The 16,201-nt window shown below is 55.5% G+C and carries 15 protein-coding genes; 10 read left to right on the top strand and 5 right to left on the bottom strand.

Annotated elements, in window-relative coordinates; genetic code table 11:
- Positions 1–64 precede the first annotated feature (64 nt).
- The 9 genes from murC to mutT all read left to right on the top strand — a co-directional run bounded on the left by murC (position 65) and on the right by mutT (position 10,943).
- A complete protein-coding gene (murC, locus tag ACSZO1_RS05595) occupies positions 65–1,540 on the top strand; it encodes a UDP-N-acetylmuramate--L-alanine ligase (protein ID WP_437610360.1) in 1,476 nt (491 codons plus the stop codon).
- Positions 1,533–2,453 carry a D-alanine--D-alanine ligase gene (locus tag ACSZO1_RS05590; RefSeq protein WP_437610358.1) on the top strand — a complete coding sequence of 307 codons (921 nt, stop codon included), beginning with the start codon at positions 1,533–1,535 and terminating at the stop codon, positions 2,451–2,453. The genes murC and ACSZO1_RS05590 overlap by 8 nt, the downstream gene beginning before the upstream one ends.
- 1 nt (position 2,454) lies before the next feature.
- The gene (gene ftsQ / locus ACSZO1_RS05585) at positions 2,455–3,294 is read left to right on the top strand and encodes a cell division protein FtsQ (RefSeq protein ID WP_437610356.1); all 840 of its coding nucleotides are present in this window, start codon (positions 2,455–2,457) and stop codon (positions 3,292–3,294) included.
- Positions 3,291–4,547 carry a cell division protein FtsA gene (gene ftsA, locus ACSZO1_RS05580; RefSeq protein WP_437610354.1) on the top strand — a complete coding sequence of 419 codons (1,257 nt, stop codon included), beginning with the start codon at positions 3,291–3,293 and terminating at the stop codon, positions 4,545–4,547. The genes ftsQ and ftsA overlap by 4 nt, the downstream gene beginning before the upstream one ends.
- A gap of 71 nt (positions 4,548–4,618) precedes the next feature.
- Positions 4,619–5,773: a cell division protein FtsZ gene (gene ftsZ / locus ACSZO1_RS05575; protein WP_437610352.1), complete on the top strand. Its 1,155-nt coding sequence runs from the start codon at positions 4,619–4,621 to the stop codon at positions 5,771–5,773.
- 102 nt (positions 5,774–5,875) lie between these two features.
- The gene (gene lpxC, locus ACSZO1_RS05570) at positions 5,876–6,793 is read left to right on the top strand and encodes a UDP-3-O-acyl-N-acetylglucosamine deacetylase (RefSeq protein WP_437610350.1); all 918 of its coding nucleotides are present in this window, start codon (positions 5,876–5,878) and stop codon (positions 6,791–6,793) included.
- A 255-nt stretch (positions 6,794–7,048) separates the two neighbouring features.
- Positions 7,049–7,561 carry a secA translation cis-regulator SecM gene (gene secM / locus ACSZO1_RS05565; protein ID WP_437610435.1) on the top strand — a complete coding sequence of 171 codons (513 nt, stop codon included), beginning with the start codon at positions 7,049–7,051 and terminating at the stop codon, positions 7,559–7,561.
- A 140-nt stretch (positions 7,562–7,701) separates the two neighbouring features.
- Positions 7,702–10,407, top strand: coding sequence for a preprotein translocase subunit SecA (gene secA, locus ACSZO1_RS05560; RefSeq protein WP_437610348.1), 2,706 nt, complete (start codon positions 7,702–7,704; stop codon positions 10,405–10,407).
- Positions 10,408–10,544: 137 nt separating this feature from the next.
- Positions 10,545–10,943 (top strand): 8-oxo-dGTP diphosphatase MutT, encoded by a 399-nt coding sequence (gene mutT, locus ACSZO1_RS05555; RefSeq protein ID WP_437610346.1) that lies wholly within the window; start codon positions 10,545–10,547, stop codon positions 10,941–10,943.
- 75 nt (positions 10,944–11,018) lie between these two features.
- Here the strand turns inward: mutT and yacG are convergent, their stop codons facing one another.
- From yacG to coaE, 3 genes are read right to left on the bottom strand one after another with little or no spacing between them, the layout of a single operon-like run.
- Positions 11,019–11,228: a DNA gyrase inhibitor YacG gene (yacG, locus tag ACSZO1_RS05550; RefSeq protein ID WP_437610344.1), complete on the bottom strand. Its 210-nt coding sequence runs from the start codon at positions 11,226–11,228 to the stop codon at positions 11,019–11,021.
- 12 nt (positions 11,229–11,240) lie between these two features.
- Positions 11,241–11,984: a cell division protein ZapD gene (gene zapD / locus ACSZO1_RS05545; RefSeq protein ID WP_437610343.1), complete on the bottom strand. Its 744-nt coding sequence runs from the start codon at positions 11,982–11,984 to the stop codon at positions 11,241–11,243.
- 4 nt (positions 11,985–11,988) lie between these two features.
- A complete protein-coding gene (gene coaE / locus ACSZO1_RS05540) occupies positions 11,989–12,600 on the bottom strand; it encodes a dephospho-CoA kinase (protein WP_437610341.1) in 612 nt (203 codons plus the stop codon).
- A 219-nt stretch (positions 12,601–12,819) separates the two neighbouring features.
- Here coaE and ACSZO1_RS05535 point away from each other — a divergent pair, with 219 nt between their 5' ends.
- Positions 12,820–13,860: a GMP reductase gene (locus ACSZO1_RS05535; RefSeq protein ID WP_437610339.1), complete on the top strand. Its 1,041-nt coding sequence runs from the start codon at positions 12,820–12,822 to the stop codon at positions 13,858–13,860.
- Positions 13,861–13,963: 103 nt separating this feature from the next.
- On the opposite strand, the gene hofC is transcribed toward ACSZO1_RS05535, so the two are convergent.
- Together hofC and ACSZO1_RS05525 are read right to left on the bottom strand one after the other, a co-directional pair.
- Positions 13,964–15,169 (bottom strand): protein transport protein HofC, encoded by a 1,206-nt coding sequence (hofC, locus tag ACSZO1_RS05530; RefSeq protein WP_437610337.1) that lies wholly within the window; start codon positions 15,167–15,169, stop codon positions 13,964–13,966.
- The coding region (locus ACSZO1_RS05525; RefSeq protein WP_437610335.1) for an ATPase, T2SS/T4P/T4SS family at positions 15,162–16,201 on the bottom strand (1,040 nt) is incomplete at its 5' end. The genes hofC and ACSZO1_RS05525, both read right to left, overlap by 8 nt.

The following is a 16,201-nucleotide window of genomic DNA, read 5'->3' as shown; positions in this document are numbered from 1 at the left end:
GGCCCGGAGCGATCCGGCCACGGGAGGCGAGAGATTCGCTTCCAGGTACTGACAGGCAGAAGAGATGAATACACAACAACTGGCAAAACTGCGTTCCATTGTGCCCGAGATGCGTCGCGTCCGGCACATCCACTTTGTCGGCATCGGCGGTGCTGGCATGGGCGGTATTGCTGAAGTGTTGGCCAATGAAGGGTATGAGATCAGCGGTTCGGATTTAGCGCCGAACGCGGTCACGCAGCACCTGGCATCGCTGGGCGCGACAATCTATTTTAACCATCGCCCGGAAAACGTCAGTGACGCCAGCGTGGTGGTGGTCTCGACCGCGGTATCTCAGGACAATCCGGAGATCGTCGCGGCGCGTGAAGCACGTATTCCGGTGATCCGTCGTGCGGAGATGCTGGCGGAGCTGATGCGTTTTCGCCATGGCATTGCCATTGCCGGTACGCACGGCAAAACCACCACCACGGCAATGGTGTCGAGCATTTATGCGGAAGGCGGGCTGGACCCGACCTTTGTTAACGGTGGTCTGGTGAAAGCCGCGGGCACCCATGCGCGCCTTGGCAGCAGCCGTTATCTGATTGCCGAAGCGGATGAGAGCGATGCCTCCTTCCTGCATCTGCAGCCGATGGTGGCGATTGTCACCAATATCGAAGCTGACCACATGGATACTTACCAGGGCGACTTCGAGAACTTAAAGCAGACCTTTATTAACTTCCTGCACAACCTGCCGTTTTATGGCCGTGCGGTGATGTGTATCGATGATGCGGTGATCCGCGATTTGCTGCCACGCGTTGGCCGCCAGATCACCACTTACGGTTTCAGTGATGATGCCGATGTGCGCATCGAGAACTATCAGCAGACGGGTGCGCAGGGGCACTTTACCCTGGTGCGTCATGATAAGCCGCTGATGAAGGTGACGCTGAATGCGCCGGGTCGTCATAACGCGCTGAATGCTGCCGCTGCGGTCGCAGTGGCGACGGAAGAGGGCATTGAGGATGAAGATATCCTCAGCGCGCTGGAGAGCTTCCAGGGCACCGGACGTCGTTTCGATTTCCTCGGTGAATTCCCGCTGGCGCCAGTGAATGGTGCCGAAGGCAGCGCGATGTTGGTGGATGACTACGGCCACCACCCGACCGAAGTTGACGCGACCATCAAAGCGGCGCGCGCAGGCTGGCCGGACAAAAAGCTGGTGATGATTTTCCAGCCGCACCGCTATACGCGTACCCGCGATCTGTATGACGATTTCGCCAATGTGCTGTCGCAGGTCGATGTGTTGCTGATGCTGGATGTCTATGCCGCGGGTGAATCACCGATCCCGGGCGCGGACAGCCGTTCGCTGTGCCGCACCATTCGTGGCCGCGGTAAAGTGGATCCGATCCTGGTATCCGATCACGACCAGGTGGCACAAATGCTGCTGCCAACGCTGTCCGGCAACGATCTGATCCTCGTTCAGGGGGCCGGTAACGTCGGGAAGATCGCCCGTACACTGGCGGAACAAAAGTTAAAACCACAAACTAACGCTGAGGATCATCATGGCTGAGAAAGTTGCTGTATTGCTGGGTGGCACCTCCGCAGAGCGTGACGTGTCGCTGATGTCCGGAAACGCGGTGCTGGCGGGCCTGAAAGAAGCCGGTATTGATGCTCATGCTGTCGATACCCGTGATTTTTCACCCACGCGCCTGAAAGAAGCCGGTTTCGACAAAGTGTTTATCGCGCTGCATGGCCGCGGCGGTGAAGACGGTACGTTGCAGGGACTGCTGGAGTTTTTAGACATTCCGTATACCGGAAGCGGCGTGATGGCATCGGCCATCACCATGGACAAAATGCGCAGCAAACTGTTGTGGCAGGGAGCTGGTTTGCCGGTATCGCCTTACGTGATGCTTACCAGCCAGCAGATGGCCGCAGGCCTTGATGCTGAGGTCAATGCACGCATTCAGGAACTGGGTCTGCCGCTGTTTGTGAAACCGAGCCGTGAAGGTTCCAGCGTGGGCATCTCCCGTGTGAATCAGGCTGAAGATTTGCCTGCCGCGCTGGAAGAAGCGTTCCGCCACGATAGCGAAGTGCTGATTGAGAAATTTTTAAGCGGTGCAGAGTACACCGTGGCGATTGTGGGCGATGAAATTCTGCCTTCTATTCGTATTCAGGCGGCCAGTGAGTTCTACGACTATCAAGCTAAGTATATATCTGACGATACTGAGTATTTCTGTCCGAGTGGTTTAACCGCCGATCGTGAAGCGGAATTAAGCAAACTGGTGCTGGATGCGTGGCGTGCACTGGGTTGCAGCGGCTGGGGCCGTGTTGATGTGATGATGGACGGCGACGGCAGTTTCTATCTGCTGGAAGTGAATACGTCGCCGGGAATGACCAGCCACAGCCTGGTGCCAATGGCGGCGAAGCAGGCCGGACTGAGTTTCTCCCAGCTGGTCGCACGGATTCTGGAGCTGGCGGACTGATATGTCCCAGGCGGCTCTTAATGTCCGTAACCGTGAAGCGCAGGAAAAGGCGCGTTCCGGTCGCAGTAATGGTTCTCGCCTGGCAGGGATTATCTTCCTGCTGATGGTGGTGGGCACCATGGCGTTTGGTGGTCTGGTGGTACTGAAGTGGATGAATGATGCGTCGCGCCTGCCGCTGTCGACGCTGGTGGTGACCGGGAAAACCCACTACACCACCCATGATGATATCCGCCAGGCGATCCTGTCGCTCGGGCCGCCGGGAACCTTTATGTCGCAGGATGTGAACATCATCCAGCAACAGATTGAACGCCTGCCATGGATCCAGCAGGTGAGTGTACGCAAGCAGTGGCCGGACGAATTAAAGATTCATCTGGTTGAATATGTGCCGGTAGCACGCTGGAATGATCTGCATATGGTTGATGCAGAAGGAAAATCGTTCAGTGTTCCGGTCAGCCACGTCGGCAAGGAAGAGATGCCGATGCTGTATGGCTCTGAAGGTAGTGAGCAGGATGTGCTGGCAGGCTACCGTGAAATGAGTCAGGTGCTGGCGACAGCGAAGTTTAAGTTGAAGGCGGCGTCGATGACGGCGCGTCGTTCCTGGCAGCTGGTGACGTCGGATGATATTCGCATCGAGCTGGGCCGCAACGACGATATGAAACGCCTGAAGCGTTTCATTGAGCTCTATCCTTCGCTGCAGCAGCAGGCGACAGCGGAGAACAAGCGTGTTAGCTACGTAGATCTGCGTTATGACTCTGGCGCGGCAGTAGGATGGGCACCGGCATTGATTGCGCCGCAGGACAGTAATCAGCAACAGAATCAGGCACAGGTTAAACAACAATGATCAAGTCGACGGACAGAAAGCTGGTAGTAGGACTCGAGATTGGCACCGCGAAGGTTGCCGCTTTGGTAGGGGAAGTTCTGCCCGATGGCATGGTCAATATTATCGGCGTGGGCAGCTGCCCGTCCCGTGGCATGGATAAAGGTGGGGTAAACGATCTCGAGTCGGTGGTGAAATGCGTCCAGCGTGCCATCGACCAGGCGGAACTGATGGCAGATTGCCAGATTTCGTCGGTTTACCTTGCATTGTCTGGCAAACATATCAGTTGCCAGAATGAAATCGGGATGGTTCCGATTTCCGAAGAGGAAGTGACTCAGGAAGATGTGGAGAACGTGGTGCATACCGCCAAGTCTGTGCGTGTACGCGATGAGCACCGCATTCTGCATGTGATTCCGCAGGAATACGCTATCGACTACCAGGAAGGGATCAAAAACCCGGTTGGCCTGTCTGGCGTGCGTATGCAGGCGAAAGTGCATCTGATTACCTGCCACAATGATATGGCGAAAAACATTGTGAAAGCCGTGGAACGTTGCGGCCTGAAAGTTGACCAACTGATTTTCGCTGGTCTGGCTTCAAGCTTTGCGGTGCTGACTGAAGATGAACGCGAACTGGGTGTTTGCGTGGTGGATATCGGCGGCGGCACCATGGATATCGCGGTGTACACCGGTGGCGCGCTGCGTCATACCAAGGTTATCCCGTATGCAGGCAATGTGGTGACCAGCGATATCGCCTATGCCTTCGGTACACCACCGACAGACGCCGAAGCGATTAAAGTCCGCCATGGCTGTGCGCTGGGGTCGATTGTCGGTAAAGACGAAAATGTCGAAGTGCCGAGCGTTGGTGGCCGTCCGCCAAGAAGTCTGCAACGTCAGACGCTGGCGGAAGTGATTGAGCCGCGTTACACCGAGTTGCTCAATCTGGTGAATGACGAAATCCTGCAGTTGCAGGAGCAGCTGCGCCAGCAGGGCGTGAAACACCATCTGGCGGCAGGCATTGTCCTGACCGGTGGCGCAGCACAGATTGAAGGGCTGGCGGCTTGCGCGCAGCGTGTGTTCCATACGCAGGTGCGCATCGGGCAGCCACTGAACATTACCGGATTAACGGATTACGCGCAGGAGCCGTACTACTCAACAGCGGTAGGCTTGCTGCACTACGGAAAAGAGTCGCACCTGAGCGGTGAGGCTGATGTGGAAAAAAGAGCGTCAGTCGGCAACTGGTTTAAACGCCTGAACAGCTGGCTGAGAAAAGAGTTTTAATTTTAGTAAAGGCGACCTCGCTAGTATGATTTAGAGGTCTCCAGGCGACAGGCACATAACGGAGAGAAATTATGTTTGAACCGATGGAATTAACCAATGACGCGGTGATTAAAGTCATCGGCGTCGGCGGTGGCGGCGGTAACGCTGTCGAACATATGGTGCGTGAACGCATCGAAGGCGTAGAGTTCTTCGCAGTGAACACCGACGCGCAGGCGTTGCGTAAAACTGCGGTAGGCCAGACTATCCAGATTGGTAATGGTATTACCAAAGGTCTGGGTGCTGGCGCGAACCCGGAAGTGGGTCGCAACTCTGCCGAAGAAGACCGTGAAGCACTGCGTTCTGCGCTGGAAGGCGCCGACATGGTGTTTATCGCAGCCGGCATGGGCGGCGGTACCGGTACCGGAGCTGCACCAGTCGTGGCTGAAGTAGCGAAAGATTTAGGTATCCTGACGGTTGCCGTGGTGACCAAGCCGTTCAATTTCGAAGGCAAAAAACGCATGGCGTTTGCCGAGCAGGGTATCGCGGAGCTGTCCAAGCACGTTGACTCACTGATCACCATTCCGAACGACAAGCTGCTGAAAGTGCTGGGTCGCGGCATCTCTCTGCTGGATGCTTTCGGTGCGGCGAACGACGTACTGAAAGGCGCGGTGCAGGGAATTGCCGAGCTGATCACCCGTCCGGGCCTGATGAACGTTGACTTTGCTGACGTGCGTACTGTGATGTCAGAAATGGGTTACGCGATGATGGGTTCTGGCGTGGCGTGCGGTGAAGACCGTGCCGAAGAAGCGGCGGAAATGGCGATCTCCAGCCCACTGCTGGAAGATATCGACCTGTCTGGCGCGCGCGGCGTGCTGGTTAACATCACCGCGGGCTTCGACCTGCGTCTGGATGAGTTCGAAACCGTGGGTAACACCATCCGTGCGTTCGCGTCGGATAACGCCACTGTGGTGATCGGTACTTCTCTGGACCCGGAAATGAACGACGAACTGCGTGTGACCGTCGTGGCGACCGGTATCGGTATGGACAAGCGTCCTGAAATCACTCTGGTGACCAACAAGCAGTCCAGCCAGCCAGTGATGGATCACCGTTACCAGCAGCATGGCATGGCGCCACTGCCGCAGGAGCAGAAGCCGGCGGCGAAGGTTGTCAACGACCAGAGCGTGCAAGCTAATAAAGAGCCTGATTACCTGGATATCCCGGCCTTCCTGCGCAAGCAGGCGGACTAGGAACTCTCTGAGTATTTAGCTTCTCCGCTCTTTGTGCTAAACTGTTCGCCCGCTGGTAATTTATACTGGCGGTCGGATGGGTAATTTTTGCGAGATAATGCGATGATCAAACAACGGACACTAAAACGTATTGTTCAGGCGACTGGCGTCGGTTTACATACCGGCAAGAAAGTCACACTGACGTTACGCCCTGCGCCGGCTAATACCGGGGTCATCTATCGTCGCACTGACTTGAATCCACCGGTCGATTTCCCGGCTGATGCCAAATCTGTGCGTGATACTATGCTCTCTACTTGCCTGGTAAATGAGCATGGCGTGCGGATTTCGACAGTCGAACACCTGAACGCAGCACTTTCCGGTCTGGGCATTGATAACATCATTGTGGAAGTTGACGCGCCTGAAATTCCAATTATGGACGGCAGCGCGGCTCCCTTTGTGTATCTGCTGATGGACGCTGGCATTGAGCAGCTGAACAGCGCGAAGAAATTTGTCCGCGTCAAACAAGCCGTAAGGGTTGAAGATGGCGACAAATGGGCTGAGATCAAACCGTACAATGGTTTTTCGCTGGACTTTACCATCGACTTTAACCATCCGGCGATTGATTCCAGCGCACAGCGTTACAGCATGAACTTCTCTGCTGAAGCCTTTATGCGTCAAATCAGCCGTGCACGTACCTTCGGCTTTATGCGTGAAATCGAATATCTGCAGTCTAAAGGCCTGTGCCTGGGCGGCAGTCTTGATTGTGCAATCGTGGTGGATGACTACCGCGTATTGAACGAAGACGGTTTGCGCTTTGAAGACGAATTCGTACGTCACAAAATGCTCGATGCAATCGGTGACCTGTTTATGTGTGGCCACAACATTATCGGCGCGTTTACCGCCTATAAGTCCGGTCATGCACTGAACAACAAACTGCTGCAGGCGGTGATGGCGAAACAGGAAGCCTGGGAATGGGCAACGTTTGAAGACGAAGCCGAACTGCCGATGGCATTCAAAGCACCTAATCTGGTTCTGGCATAAGTCATAACCCGACTATCACGACTGGTTAAGCTGGCAAACTCTCTCTCCGGCCAGTGAGACCAGTCGTTTTATTTTCTCCCTCTGCTGTCTTTTTTACCGCTAACTGCTGCTTTCCTCGCCGAATAAGTCAACATTTGCGCTTTGTGGCAGATTTCTCCTGATGTCGACTGCTGCTAATAGTGGTAAAATCGGCGTTCTTAAACACCACTCTGGTGGTGGTGAATGCAACGTAACTGGCGAATATTGGCATATAACGTGATCGGCATCTTTCATCGTTGGCGACAATTTGGCAGACGCTATTTCTGGCCGCATCTCCTGTTGGGGATGGTCGCGGCAAGCCTTGGTCTGCCCGTTGCCCACGCCAGTGAACAGAACAGCCTGCCGGAAACCTCCTCACGCAGCCTCACCATTGGCAATGTGGTGCGCTTCGACAGCCTGGCGCTGTTGCAGGAGAGTATCCGCCGCCCGAGCCCGAATTTCACTGTCGATTACTGGCATCAGCATGCGATTCGCACGGTTATTCGCCACCTTTCCTTTACCACGTTAGCGCCTGAAGATCTGCCGAGTGCTGAGCAGGCGTTACCGCTGGAAGCGCAGAAATTCGCGCTGATTGATAGCCTCAGCGTACTGCTGACCCATGAGTCACGTCCGGCGCTGATTATCCGCGACAGTTCCCGTCATCCAGATGCTCAGAATCTTACCCACCACAGTGGTTTGTGGCTGGCGCAGGTTCAGGGCATTCGCGCCGGACCGGCACTCCTCTCCTGACGCTATTCAGAGCCCTGCTCTGCAACGAATTTTTTCTGCGCCAGCACCCGATGAACAGCATAGCTGTCACCTGACGCTGCCACGATTGAAACAAAACAAAGCCGTAAGCCGCACGATGTGGCTGGAGAAATTTCTTTATTATGTTAACGACAATTTTGACCAAAGTTTTTGGTAGCCGTAATGACCGCACACTGCGCCGTCTGCGCAAAGCCGTTGAATCCATCAATAAGATGGAGCCGGATTTTGAAAAGCTGTCTGATGATGAGCTGAAAGCAAAGACCGATGAGTTCCGTGCGCGTCTGGCGAAAGGCGAAACCGTCGACAGCCTGATCCCGGAAGCGTTCGCGACCGTGCGTGAAGCCAGTAAGCGTGTGTTTGGCATGCGTCACTTCGATGTTCAGCTGCTCGGCGGTATGGTACTGAACGATCGCTGCATCGCGGAGATGCGTACCGGTGAAGGTAAAACCCTGACGGCAACCCTGCCTGCTTACCTCAACGCATTAAGCGGCAAGGGCGTGCACGTTGTGACCGTGAACGACTACCTCGCGCAGCGTGACGCCGAAAACAACCGTCCACTGTTTGAATTCCTTGGCCTGACTATCGGTATCAACCTGCCAGGCATGCCTGCACCGGCGAAACGTGCTGCCTATGCTGCGGATATCACTTACGGCACCAACAACGAATACGGTTTCGACTACCTGCGCGACAACATGGCGTTCAGCCCGGAAGAGCGTGTGCAGCGTAAACTGCACTATGCGCTGGTGGATGAGGTGGACTCCATCCTGATCGATGAAGCACGTACCCCGCTGATTATCTCGGGCCCGGCTGAAGACAGTTCTGATATGTATATCAGAGTAAACAAAATCATCCCGCACCTGATCCGTCAGGAAAAAGAAGATTCGGATACTTTCCAGGGTGAAGGCCACTTCTCGGTGGATGAGAAAGCGCGTCAGGTGCACCTGACTGAGCGCGGTCTGGTCAATATCGAAGAGCTGCTGGTCAGCGAAGGCATTATGGATGAAGGCGAATCACTCTACTCGCCAGCCAACATTATGCTGATGCACCATGTCACTGCGGCGCTGCGTGCGCACGTGCTGTTTACCCGTGATGTTGACTACATCGTGAAAGATGGCGAAGTGATCATCGTCGACGAACACACTGGCCGTACCATGCAGGGTCGTCGCTGGTCTGATGGTCTGCATCAGGCGGTGGAAGCGAAAGAAGGCGTGGAAATCCAGAACGAAAACCAGACGCTGGCATCGATCACCTTCCAGAACTACTTCCGTCTGTACGAGAAGCTGGCCGGTATGACCGGTACGGCTGATACCGAAGCATTTGAATTCAGCTCGATTTACAAGCTGGATACCATTGTGGTGCCAACCAACCGCCCAATGGTGCGTAAAGATCTGCCGGACCTGGTCTATATGACCGAGAAAGAGAAGATCGATGCGATTATCGAAGATATCCGCGAACGTACTGCCAATGGTCAGCCTGTGCTGGTCGGTACTATCTCGATTGAGAAATCGGAAGTGGTTTCCCATGAACTGGAACGTGCGGGTATCAGGCACAACGTCCTGAACGCCAAGTTCCACGCCCGCGAAGCGGATATCGTTGCTCAGGCGGGTCAGCCGGGTGCTGTCACCATCGCTACCAACATGGCGGGTCGTGGTACCGATATCGTGCTGGGCGGTAGCTGGCAGGCAGAGATTGCCGAACTGCAGGAACCTACTCAGGAGCAGAGCGACGCGATCAAAGAAGCGTGGAAAGTGCGCCACGATGCGGTGCTGGCATCCGGTGGTCTGCACATTATCGGTACTGAGCGTCACGAATCCCGCCGTATCGATAACCAGCTGCGTGGCCGTTCTGGCCGTCAGGGTGACCACGGTTCTTCCCGTTTCTACCTGTCCATGGAAGATGCACTGATGCGTATTTTCGCCTCGGATCGTGTGTCCAACATGATGCGTAAACTGGGGATGAAACCGGGCGAAGCGATTGAACATCCATGGGTGACCAAAGCGATTGCCAACGCGCAGCGCAAAGTGGAAAGCCGCAACTTCGATATCCGTAAACAGCTGCTGGAATACGATGATGTCGCCAACGATCAGCGCCGTGCGATTTACACTCAGCGTAATGAGCTGCTGGATGTGTCTGATGTTAGCGAAACCATTAACAGCATCCGTGAAGATGTGTTTAAGAGCGTTATCGACAATTACATCCCGCCACAGTCACTGGAAGAGATGTGGGATGTGCCGGGCCTGGAAGAACGCCTGAAAACCGATTTCGACCTCGAACTGCCGATCGCCGAGTGGCTGGACAAAGAGCCAGAGCTGCATGAAGAGACACTGCGTGAGCGTATTCTGACGCAGGCGAAAGACGTTTACCTGCGCAAGGAAGAGGTTGTTGGCACCGAGATGATGCGCAACTTCGAAAAAGGCGTGATGCTGCAGACACTCGACTCACTGTGGAAAGAGCATCTGGCGGCGATGGACTACCTGCGGCAGGGTATCCACCTGCGTGGTTATGCGCAGAAAGATCCTAAGCAGGAGTACAAACGCGAATCCTTCGCGATGTTTGCGGCGATGCTGGAATCACTGAAATACGAAGTGGTCAGCACCCTGAGCAAAGTGCAGGTGCGTCTGCCGGAAGAAGTGGAAGCGATGGAAGAGCAGCGTCGTCTGGAAGCAGAACGTCTGCAGCAACAGCAACGCCTCAGCCATGTTGACTCTGAGACTGAAGCGGCCGTCGCGCTGGCTGCACAGACCGGTGAGCGTAAAGTGGGTCGTAACGATCCCTGCCCATGTGGTTCCGGTAAGAAATATAAGCAGTGTCACGGCCGTCTGGCCTGATGCCAGCAGGGCGCTGTGCGCCCGGCTGTCAGCGGAGTATACGCTGCTGACAGCGCCAGCCATACTGTTGATGGGCGGAGGGAACTCCGCCCATTTCTTTGCTAAATACAAGATTGTTGTGACGAAGGAGTCGACCTATGAAGCACCTGCAAGTCGCCGTCGGCATTATTCGCAATGCCAGTAAAGACATTTGCCTGGCGCAGCGTTCCTCCAGTTCCCATATGGCGAATATGTGGGAGTTTCCTGGCGGAAAGATCGAAGCGGATGAGAGTGCGGCGGAAGCGCTGAAACGTGAACTGCTGGAAGAGGTGGGCATCGAGGTGACGTCAGCGACACCGTTTGATATCGCCGACCATACTTATCAGGATTTACGCGTTACGCTGCACTTTTTTATCGTTGAAAGCTGGAATGGCGAACCGTATGGTCGTGAAGGACAGCCGATGCGCTGGGTGCCGCAGGCGCAGCTGATTGCCGAAGAATTTCCACCAGCCAATGTGCCGATTGTGGCGCGTTTGCTGGCGGAAGCTGGCGTCTGATGATGCCGTCGCTGGACTAAGCGGAATGACCGGGCGACCTTTTCGCGTATCCACGCGGCCAGGTTGCCTGTTTACTTAATGCCGGGTATCAAACTGCTCTTCGCTCCAGTCGTCGCTATCCGACAGATCGCCACTGCTGGGAATACGCTTCTCTTCTGCCGCCCATTCCCCTAAATCAATCAACTGGCAGCGTTTGCTGCAGAACGGACGGAACTGACTCTGCTGATCCCAGATCACGGCTTTGCCGCAGGTCGGGCAACTGACGGTGGTAACTTCATGACTCATTACAGACAACCTTTAACAACACGCTAGTTCAAAATCGAGACGCGCTGGCACATCGCCGCGTTCACTGTCGAGTGGCAGAAAACGAATCGCATAACGGGTTTTATGCCCGGACACCTGTGGATAGAGCGAATCCTCCAGCGTCAGCTGCAAACGCAGCAGATCGGAACCTTCGGCATTATCCTGGAAGAAACCATTCAGACTGGTGTGATTGCGGAATACGCCGGACTGGCGGATCAGATCGAGGATCTGCGTCAGTGCGTTGCGTAACGGGTCCAGTGATTCCAGCCAAAGAGTGACCTGCTGATCGCGCTGGCTCTGATCGATATGCAGCCAGATATGCAGGGTGGGCAGATCAAAACTGCAGCAGCCGCCAGGAATGCTCAGGCGCTGACGCACCAGGCCAATCAGGCGATCTTCGCGCAGCAGCTGACCCATCCGTGGCGCAGCCATCAGGTTAGTGGCATTGCGCTTCAGCTTATCGCGCAGCTGGTTGACCAGCTCCATATCGACGCCAGGCACTTCTGCCCATGCGCGTAATTTCTGCTGCTGGCGTTCCAGTTCTTTCAGGATATCGGTGCGCAGCTCGCCGCGTTCAAACACATCAAGCAGTTCGGCGATATTACGGAAGAAGGTCAGTGCGCGGGTATGATCGCTGATGTCACGGCTGATTTGCAGTTGTTGCAGGAGAAATTCAATACGCAGCCATGTGCGCATCTTTTCATTTAGCGGATGTTCAAAAAGTATCGTTGTGCTCATGCTCTTAATCCTGTTTCGCTGCGGTTGCCAGCTCGCAATAGCGCTGGTTCAACTTAGCAACAAGTGGGATCACCGCTGCGGGATCGCCACTGTTATCGATAATGTCATCAGCTACCGCCAGGCGTGCGTCACGTGATGCCTGGGCAGCCAGAATCCGGGTGGCCTCTTCGCGACTGATATGGTCGCGTGCCATGGTACGTGTCAGCTGAATTTCCGGATCGACATCAACCACTAACACCCGATCCGCCAGCTTATGCAAATTGTTCTCGACTAACAGCGGCACCACCCACAGGCACCATAATGACTGCGCTTCTGCCAGCTGGCGACGCGTCTGCTGGTGAATCAGCGGGTGCAGCAGATTATTCAGCCACTGTTTGTCCGCCGGAGAACTGAAGATCTTCTGGCGCAGGCTGGCGCGATTCAGGCTGCCATCGGCATTCAGCACGCTGGGGCCAAATTTGCTGGCGATATCCTGCAGCGCGGGCTGACCCGGTTCGACCACCTGACGGGCGATCACATCCGCATCCACCACATCTATTCCCAAATCGGCGAAGGCACGAGTGACGGTGCTCTTACCGCTGCCGATGCCGCCAGTGAGCGCAACGGTATAACGCATAAGCCTGATCCCAGATAAACCTGCAAGACTCGTCAGCATTGCCCTGATTTTGCGGCACAGCTCACAAGTCAGTTTCACGGATAAATTTATGGGATTGTAGCGTAAATAAAGCGAGTTTCGCAGTCTTGTCGTGGTGATTTTAGCGCGTATGATAGCTTCACTGGAGCTGGGCAGCAGCACCCGATCATCAGGTGGTCGCCACTAACCAGGAAAGATATCATGCGTATCGAAGAAGATTTAAAGCTCGGTTTTAAAGATGTTCTTATCCGGCCAAAGCGTTCAACGCTGAAAAGCCGCTCTCAGGTGGAGCTGGAACGCCAGTTTACCTTCAAACATTCCGGCATTGCCTGGTCAGGTGTCCCGATTATTGCCGCCAATATGGATACCGTCGGTTCTTTCCGCATGGCAGAGGTGCTGGCCTCATTCGACATCCTCACCGCTGTTCATAAACATTACAGTGTGGAACAGTGGCAGGCCTTTGTCGCGCGCTCACCGGAAAGCGTGCTGAAACATGTGATGGTCTCCACCGGCACCTCCGATGCTGATTTCGGCAAAATGAAACAAATTCTGGCACTTTCTCCGCTACTGAAATTTATCTGCATCGATGTGGCAAACGGTTATTCGGAACACTTTGTCGAATTTCTGCAGCGTGCACGTGCTGCCTGCCCGGATAAAACCATTTGTGCCGGTAATGTAGTGACTGGCGAAATGGTGGAAGAGCTGATCCTCTCTGGTGCCGATATTGTGAAAGTGGGTATTGGCCCCGGCTCAGTCTGTACCACCCGGGTGAAAACCGGTGTGGGTTACCCGCAGCTGTCTGCGGTAATTGAGTGTGCCGACGCCGCACATGGCCTCGGCGGGCAGATTGTCAGTGATGGTGGCTGTGCCGTACCGGGCGATGTGGCGAAAGCGTTCGGTGGCGGTGCAGATTTCGTGATGCTGGGCGGTATGCTGGCGGGTCATGACGAATGTGAAGGCACGATAGTGGAAGAGAACGGCGAGCAGTTTATGCTGTTCTACGGCATGAGTTCTGAATCCGCGATGAAACGCCATGTAGGCGGCGTGGCGGAGTACCGTGCCGCAGAGGGTAAAACAGTGAAGCTGCCGCTGCGTGGCCCGGTGGAGGAAACGGCGCGTGATATCCTCGGCGGTCTGCGTTCTGCCTGTACTTACGTTGGCGCAGAACGACTGAAAGAGCTGACCAAACGCACCACCTTTATCCGCGTCGCAGAACAGGAAAACCGTGTTTTTAACCGCTAATGCTTATGTGGGGCAGCAATAGCGTGCCCGCCGCTTCTCCGGTTGGCGTAACCTGTCCCGGAGAAGCAGCTGCGTTGTCCGGGTGGTAACGACGCCGCCCGGTTTACGCTGAACCCATCACATCTCCCATACCAAAAATGGGCAGATACATTGCCACCACCAGCACACCGACAATCGCGCCAATCACTACCATCATCAGTGGCTCAAGCGTGGCGGCCAGTGTATCCGCCAGTTCGTGCGTGTTCTCTTCATGCCATTGCGCCAGTCGGTTAAGCAATAAATCCAGTGAACCTGACTCTTCGCCGACTTTAATCAGCTGATAGCAGAGCGGGGTAAACAGCGGATGCTGCGCCAGCGCCTGGTGTAATGGCTGGCCTGCCGCAATATGTTGCTGCAGCCCCTGTATCGCCTCGCGCCACAGGCAGTGCGGCAGGGTTTTCTCCACTGCCTGCAAACTCTGCAACAGGCTCAATCCCGCCTGCTGGGTGAGCGTCAGCGTGGTGAAAATCTGACTCAGCTGGCTGCCACGATACAAACGCGCAATCAGTGGTAGCCGTAACAACAGTCGTTGTTCACTGCGCTGCCAGCCAGGGCGCTTCTTACGCTGGTGACGCCATAGTGTGATCAGCAGCAAGGTGCCGGCCAGCAGCGGGACAAGGCTTTCCTGCAGCATACCGGACAGTGCCATCACTGCAGCCGTAAAGGCAGGCAGGGGTGCATCAAATACGGCATACACCGCCACAAATTCCGGCAAGACAAAAACCAGCATGGCAAGGGTGACCGCCAGTGCCACTAGCAGAATAAACAGCGGATAACGCAGCGCTTTCACGACTTTCTTGTGTAACAGCTGTTGCCGCTCCTGCTGGCGGGCCAGCTGAAAGCAGCACTCATCGAGTTTTCCTGTCACTTCACCGATATGCATCAGCGCCGGGAAGAGTGGCGGGAAAATCGCGGGCCAGCGACCAAGTATTTCAGAGAAGGGCTCGCCCTGTTCAATGTGTTCCTGAATATTGCTCAGCAACGCGCGCCAGCCTGCATGGGGATGGCCCTCAGCGATCATACGCAGTCCCTGTGCCAGCGTTATGCCAGCTTTCAGCAGGGTCGCTAACTGGCGAATCAGCATAATCTTGTGCTGCCACTGCCAGTCTCGCGGGCGCAGAGTTTTGCCGCGTTTGATTTGCACCGGGGCACAGCCGTTATCGACCAGTTTCTGCATCACAGCCAGCTGATTCGCTGCTGGCTGTGTGCCCGTAATGTAGTTTCCGCTAGCGTCAACCGCCTGCCAGTGATACAGGGTCGTGTTAGCCATCGCCAAATCCTACAATCCGGCTGACCTCTTCCAGTGAGGTTTCGCCACGCTGAGCTGCCTGTAACCCCTCGATAAATAATGTATTCATACCCTGTTGTCGGGCGAGAGTGGCAAGCTCATCTGAAGTGGCGCTGGCAGCAATCGCCTGCTGCAGCGCCCCGCTGATGGGCAGAATTTCGAATAACGCCAGCCTGCCGTAATAACCCGAAAAGCAGTGATCGCAGCCCACGGCACGCCAGCTGGGTTGTGCGTCTGGCCAGCAGTATTCAGGCAGCGATACTGGCGTACTGTCAGGCTGGCGACAGTGCGGACACAGGCGGCGTACCAGCCTTTGTGCAATCACCAGTTTCAGCGCGGAAGCCAGCAGATAGCCGGGGATACCCATCTGACTCAGCTGGGTCAGGGTTTCGCTGGTGGAGTTGGTGTGCAGTGTTGACAACACCAGGTGGCCGGTTTGCGCTGCTTTCAGCGCAATTTCGGCACTCTCGCCATCGCGGATCTCGCCCAGCATGATCACATCCGGGTCCTGACGCAGCAGAGCGCGTAGCACGCAGTGAAAATCGAGACCAGCCTTGCTGTTGATTTGCGTCTGATTGACACCCGCTAGCGGGATCTCGATGGGGTCTTCGACACTGCACAGATTATGCCCCGGCTGATTCAGCGCGCTTAAGCCGCTGTACAGTGTGAACGTTTTGCCGCTGCCCGTAGGGCCGGTAACCAGAATCAGTCCCTGAGGACGCGCCAGCGCATCGCGATAACATTGCAGCGCCTGCGGCGGCATCCCCAGTTTATCAAGGCCAAGCGCTACAGATTCACTTTGCAGCAGCCGAACCACGGCTTTCTCGCCAAAGCGCGTGGGGAGTGTGGAAAGGCGAAAGGAGGCCATCTTGCCATTCAGCTCCTGAGTAAACTGACCATCCTGTGGCATGCGTCGTTCGGCGATATCCAGGTTGCCGGCGGATTCAAGTTCGAAGTGCAACGCTAAGCCGTCTGTCTTAACTCTGCAAAGACCACTGAAGGCTGCCGGAACCC

This window comes from Erwinia sp. V71, from assembly GCF_965644245.1.
Taxonomy (GTDB): domain Bacteria; phylum Pseudomonadota; class Gammaproteobacteria; order Enterobacterales; family Enterobacteriaceae; genus Erwinia.
Note: the sequence above shows the minus strand (reverse complement) of the source record. Positions and strands in the feature narration are given on the sequence as shown.

Excerpts from the sequence above, each read along its gene's own strand:
- murC (WP_437610360.1), top strand. The coding sequence starts at position 65 with ATGAATACACAACAACTGGCAAAACTGCGTTCCATTGTGCCCGAGATG.
- ACSZO1_RS05590 (WP_437610358.1), top strand. The coding sequence starts at position 1,533 with ATGGCTGAGAAAGTTGCTGTATTGCTGGGTGGCACCTCCGCAGAGCGT.
- ftsQ (WP_437610356.1), top strand. The coding sequence starts at position 2,455 with ATGTCCCAGGCGGCTCTTAATGTCCGTAACCGTGAAGCGCAGGAAAAG.
- ftsA (WP_437610354.1), top strand. The coding sequence starts at position 3,291 with ATGATCAAGTCGACGGACAGAAAGCTGGTAGTAGGACTCGAGATTGGC.
- ftsZ (WP_437610352.1), top strand. The coding sequence starts at position 4,619 with ATGTTTGAACCGATGGAATTAACCAATGACGCGGTGATTAAAGTCATC.
- lpxC (WP_437610350.1), top strand. The coding sequence starts at position 5,876 with ATGATCAAACAACGGACACTAAAACGTATTGTTCAGGCGACTGGCGTC.
- secA (WP_437610348.1), top strand. The coding sequence starts at position 7,702 with ATGTTAACGACAATTTTGACCAAAGTTTTTGGTAGCCGTAATGACCGC.
- mutT (WP_437610346.1), top strand. The coding sequence starts at position 10,545 with ATGAAGCACCTGCAAGTCGCCGTCGGCATTATTCGCAATGCCAGTAAA.
- yacG (WP_437610344.1), bottom strand. The coding sequence starts at position 11,228 with ATGAGTCATGAAGTTACCACCGTCAGTTGCCCGACCTGCGGCAAAGCC.
- zapD (WP_437610343.1), bottom strand. The coding sequence starts at position 11,984 with ATGAGCACAACGATACTTTTTGAACATCCGCTAAATGAAAAGATGCGC.
- coaE (WP_437610341.1), bottom strand. The coding sequence starts at position 12,600 with ATGCGTTATACCGTTGCGCTCACTGGCGGCATCGGCAGCGGTAAGAGC.
- ACSZO1_RS05535 (WP_437610339.1), top strand. The coding sequence starts at position 12,820 with ATGCGTATCGAAGAAGATTTAAAGCTCGGTTTTAAAGATGTTCTTATC.
- hofC (WP_437610337.1), bottom strand. The coding sequence starts at position 15,169 with ATGGCTAACACGACCCTGTATCACTGGCAGGCGGTTGACGCTAGCGGA.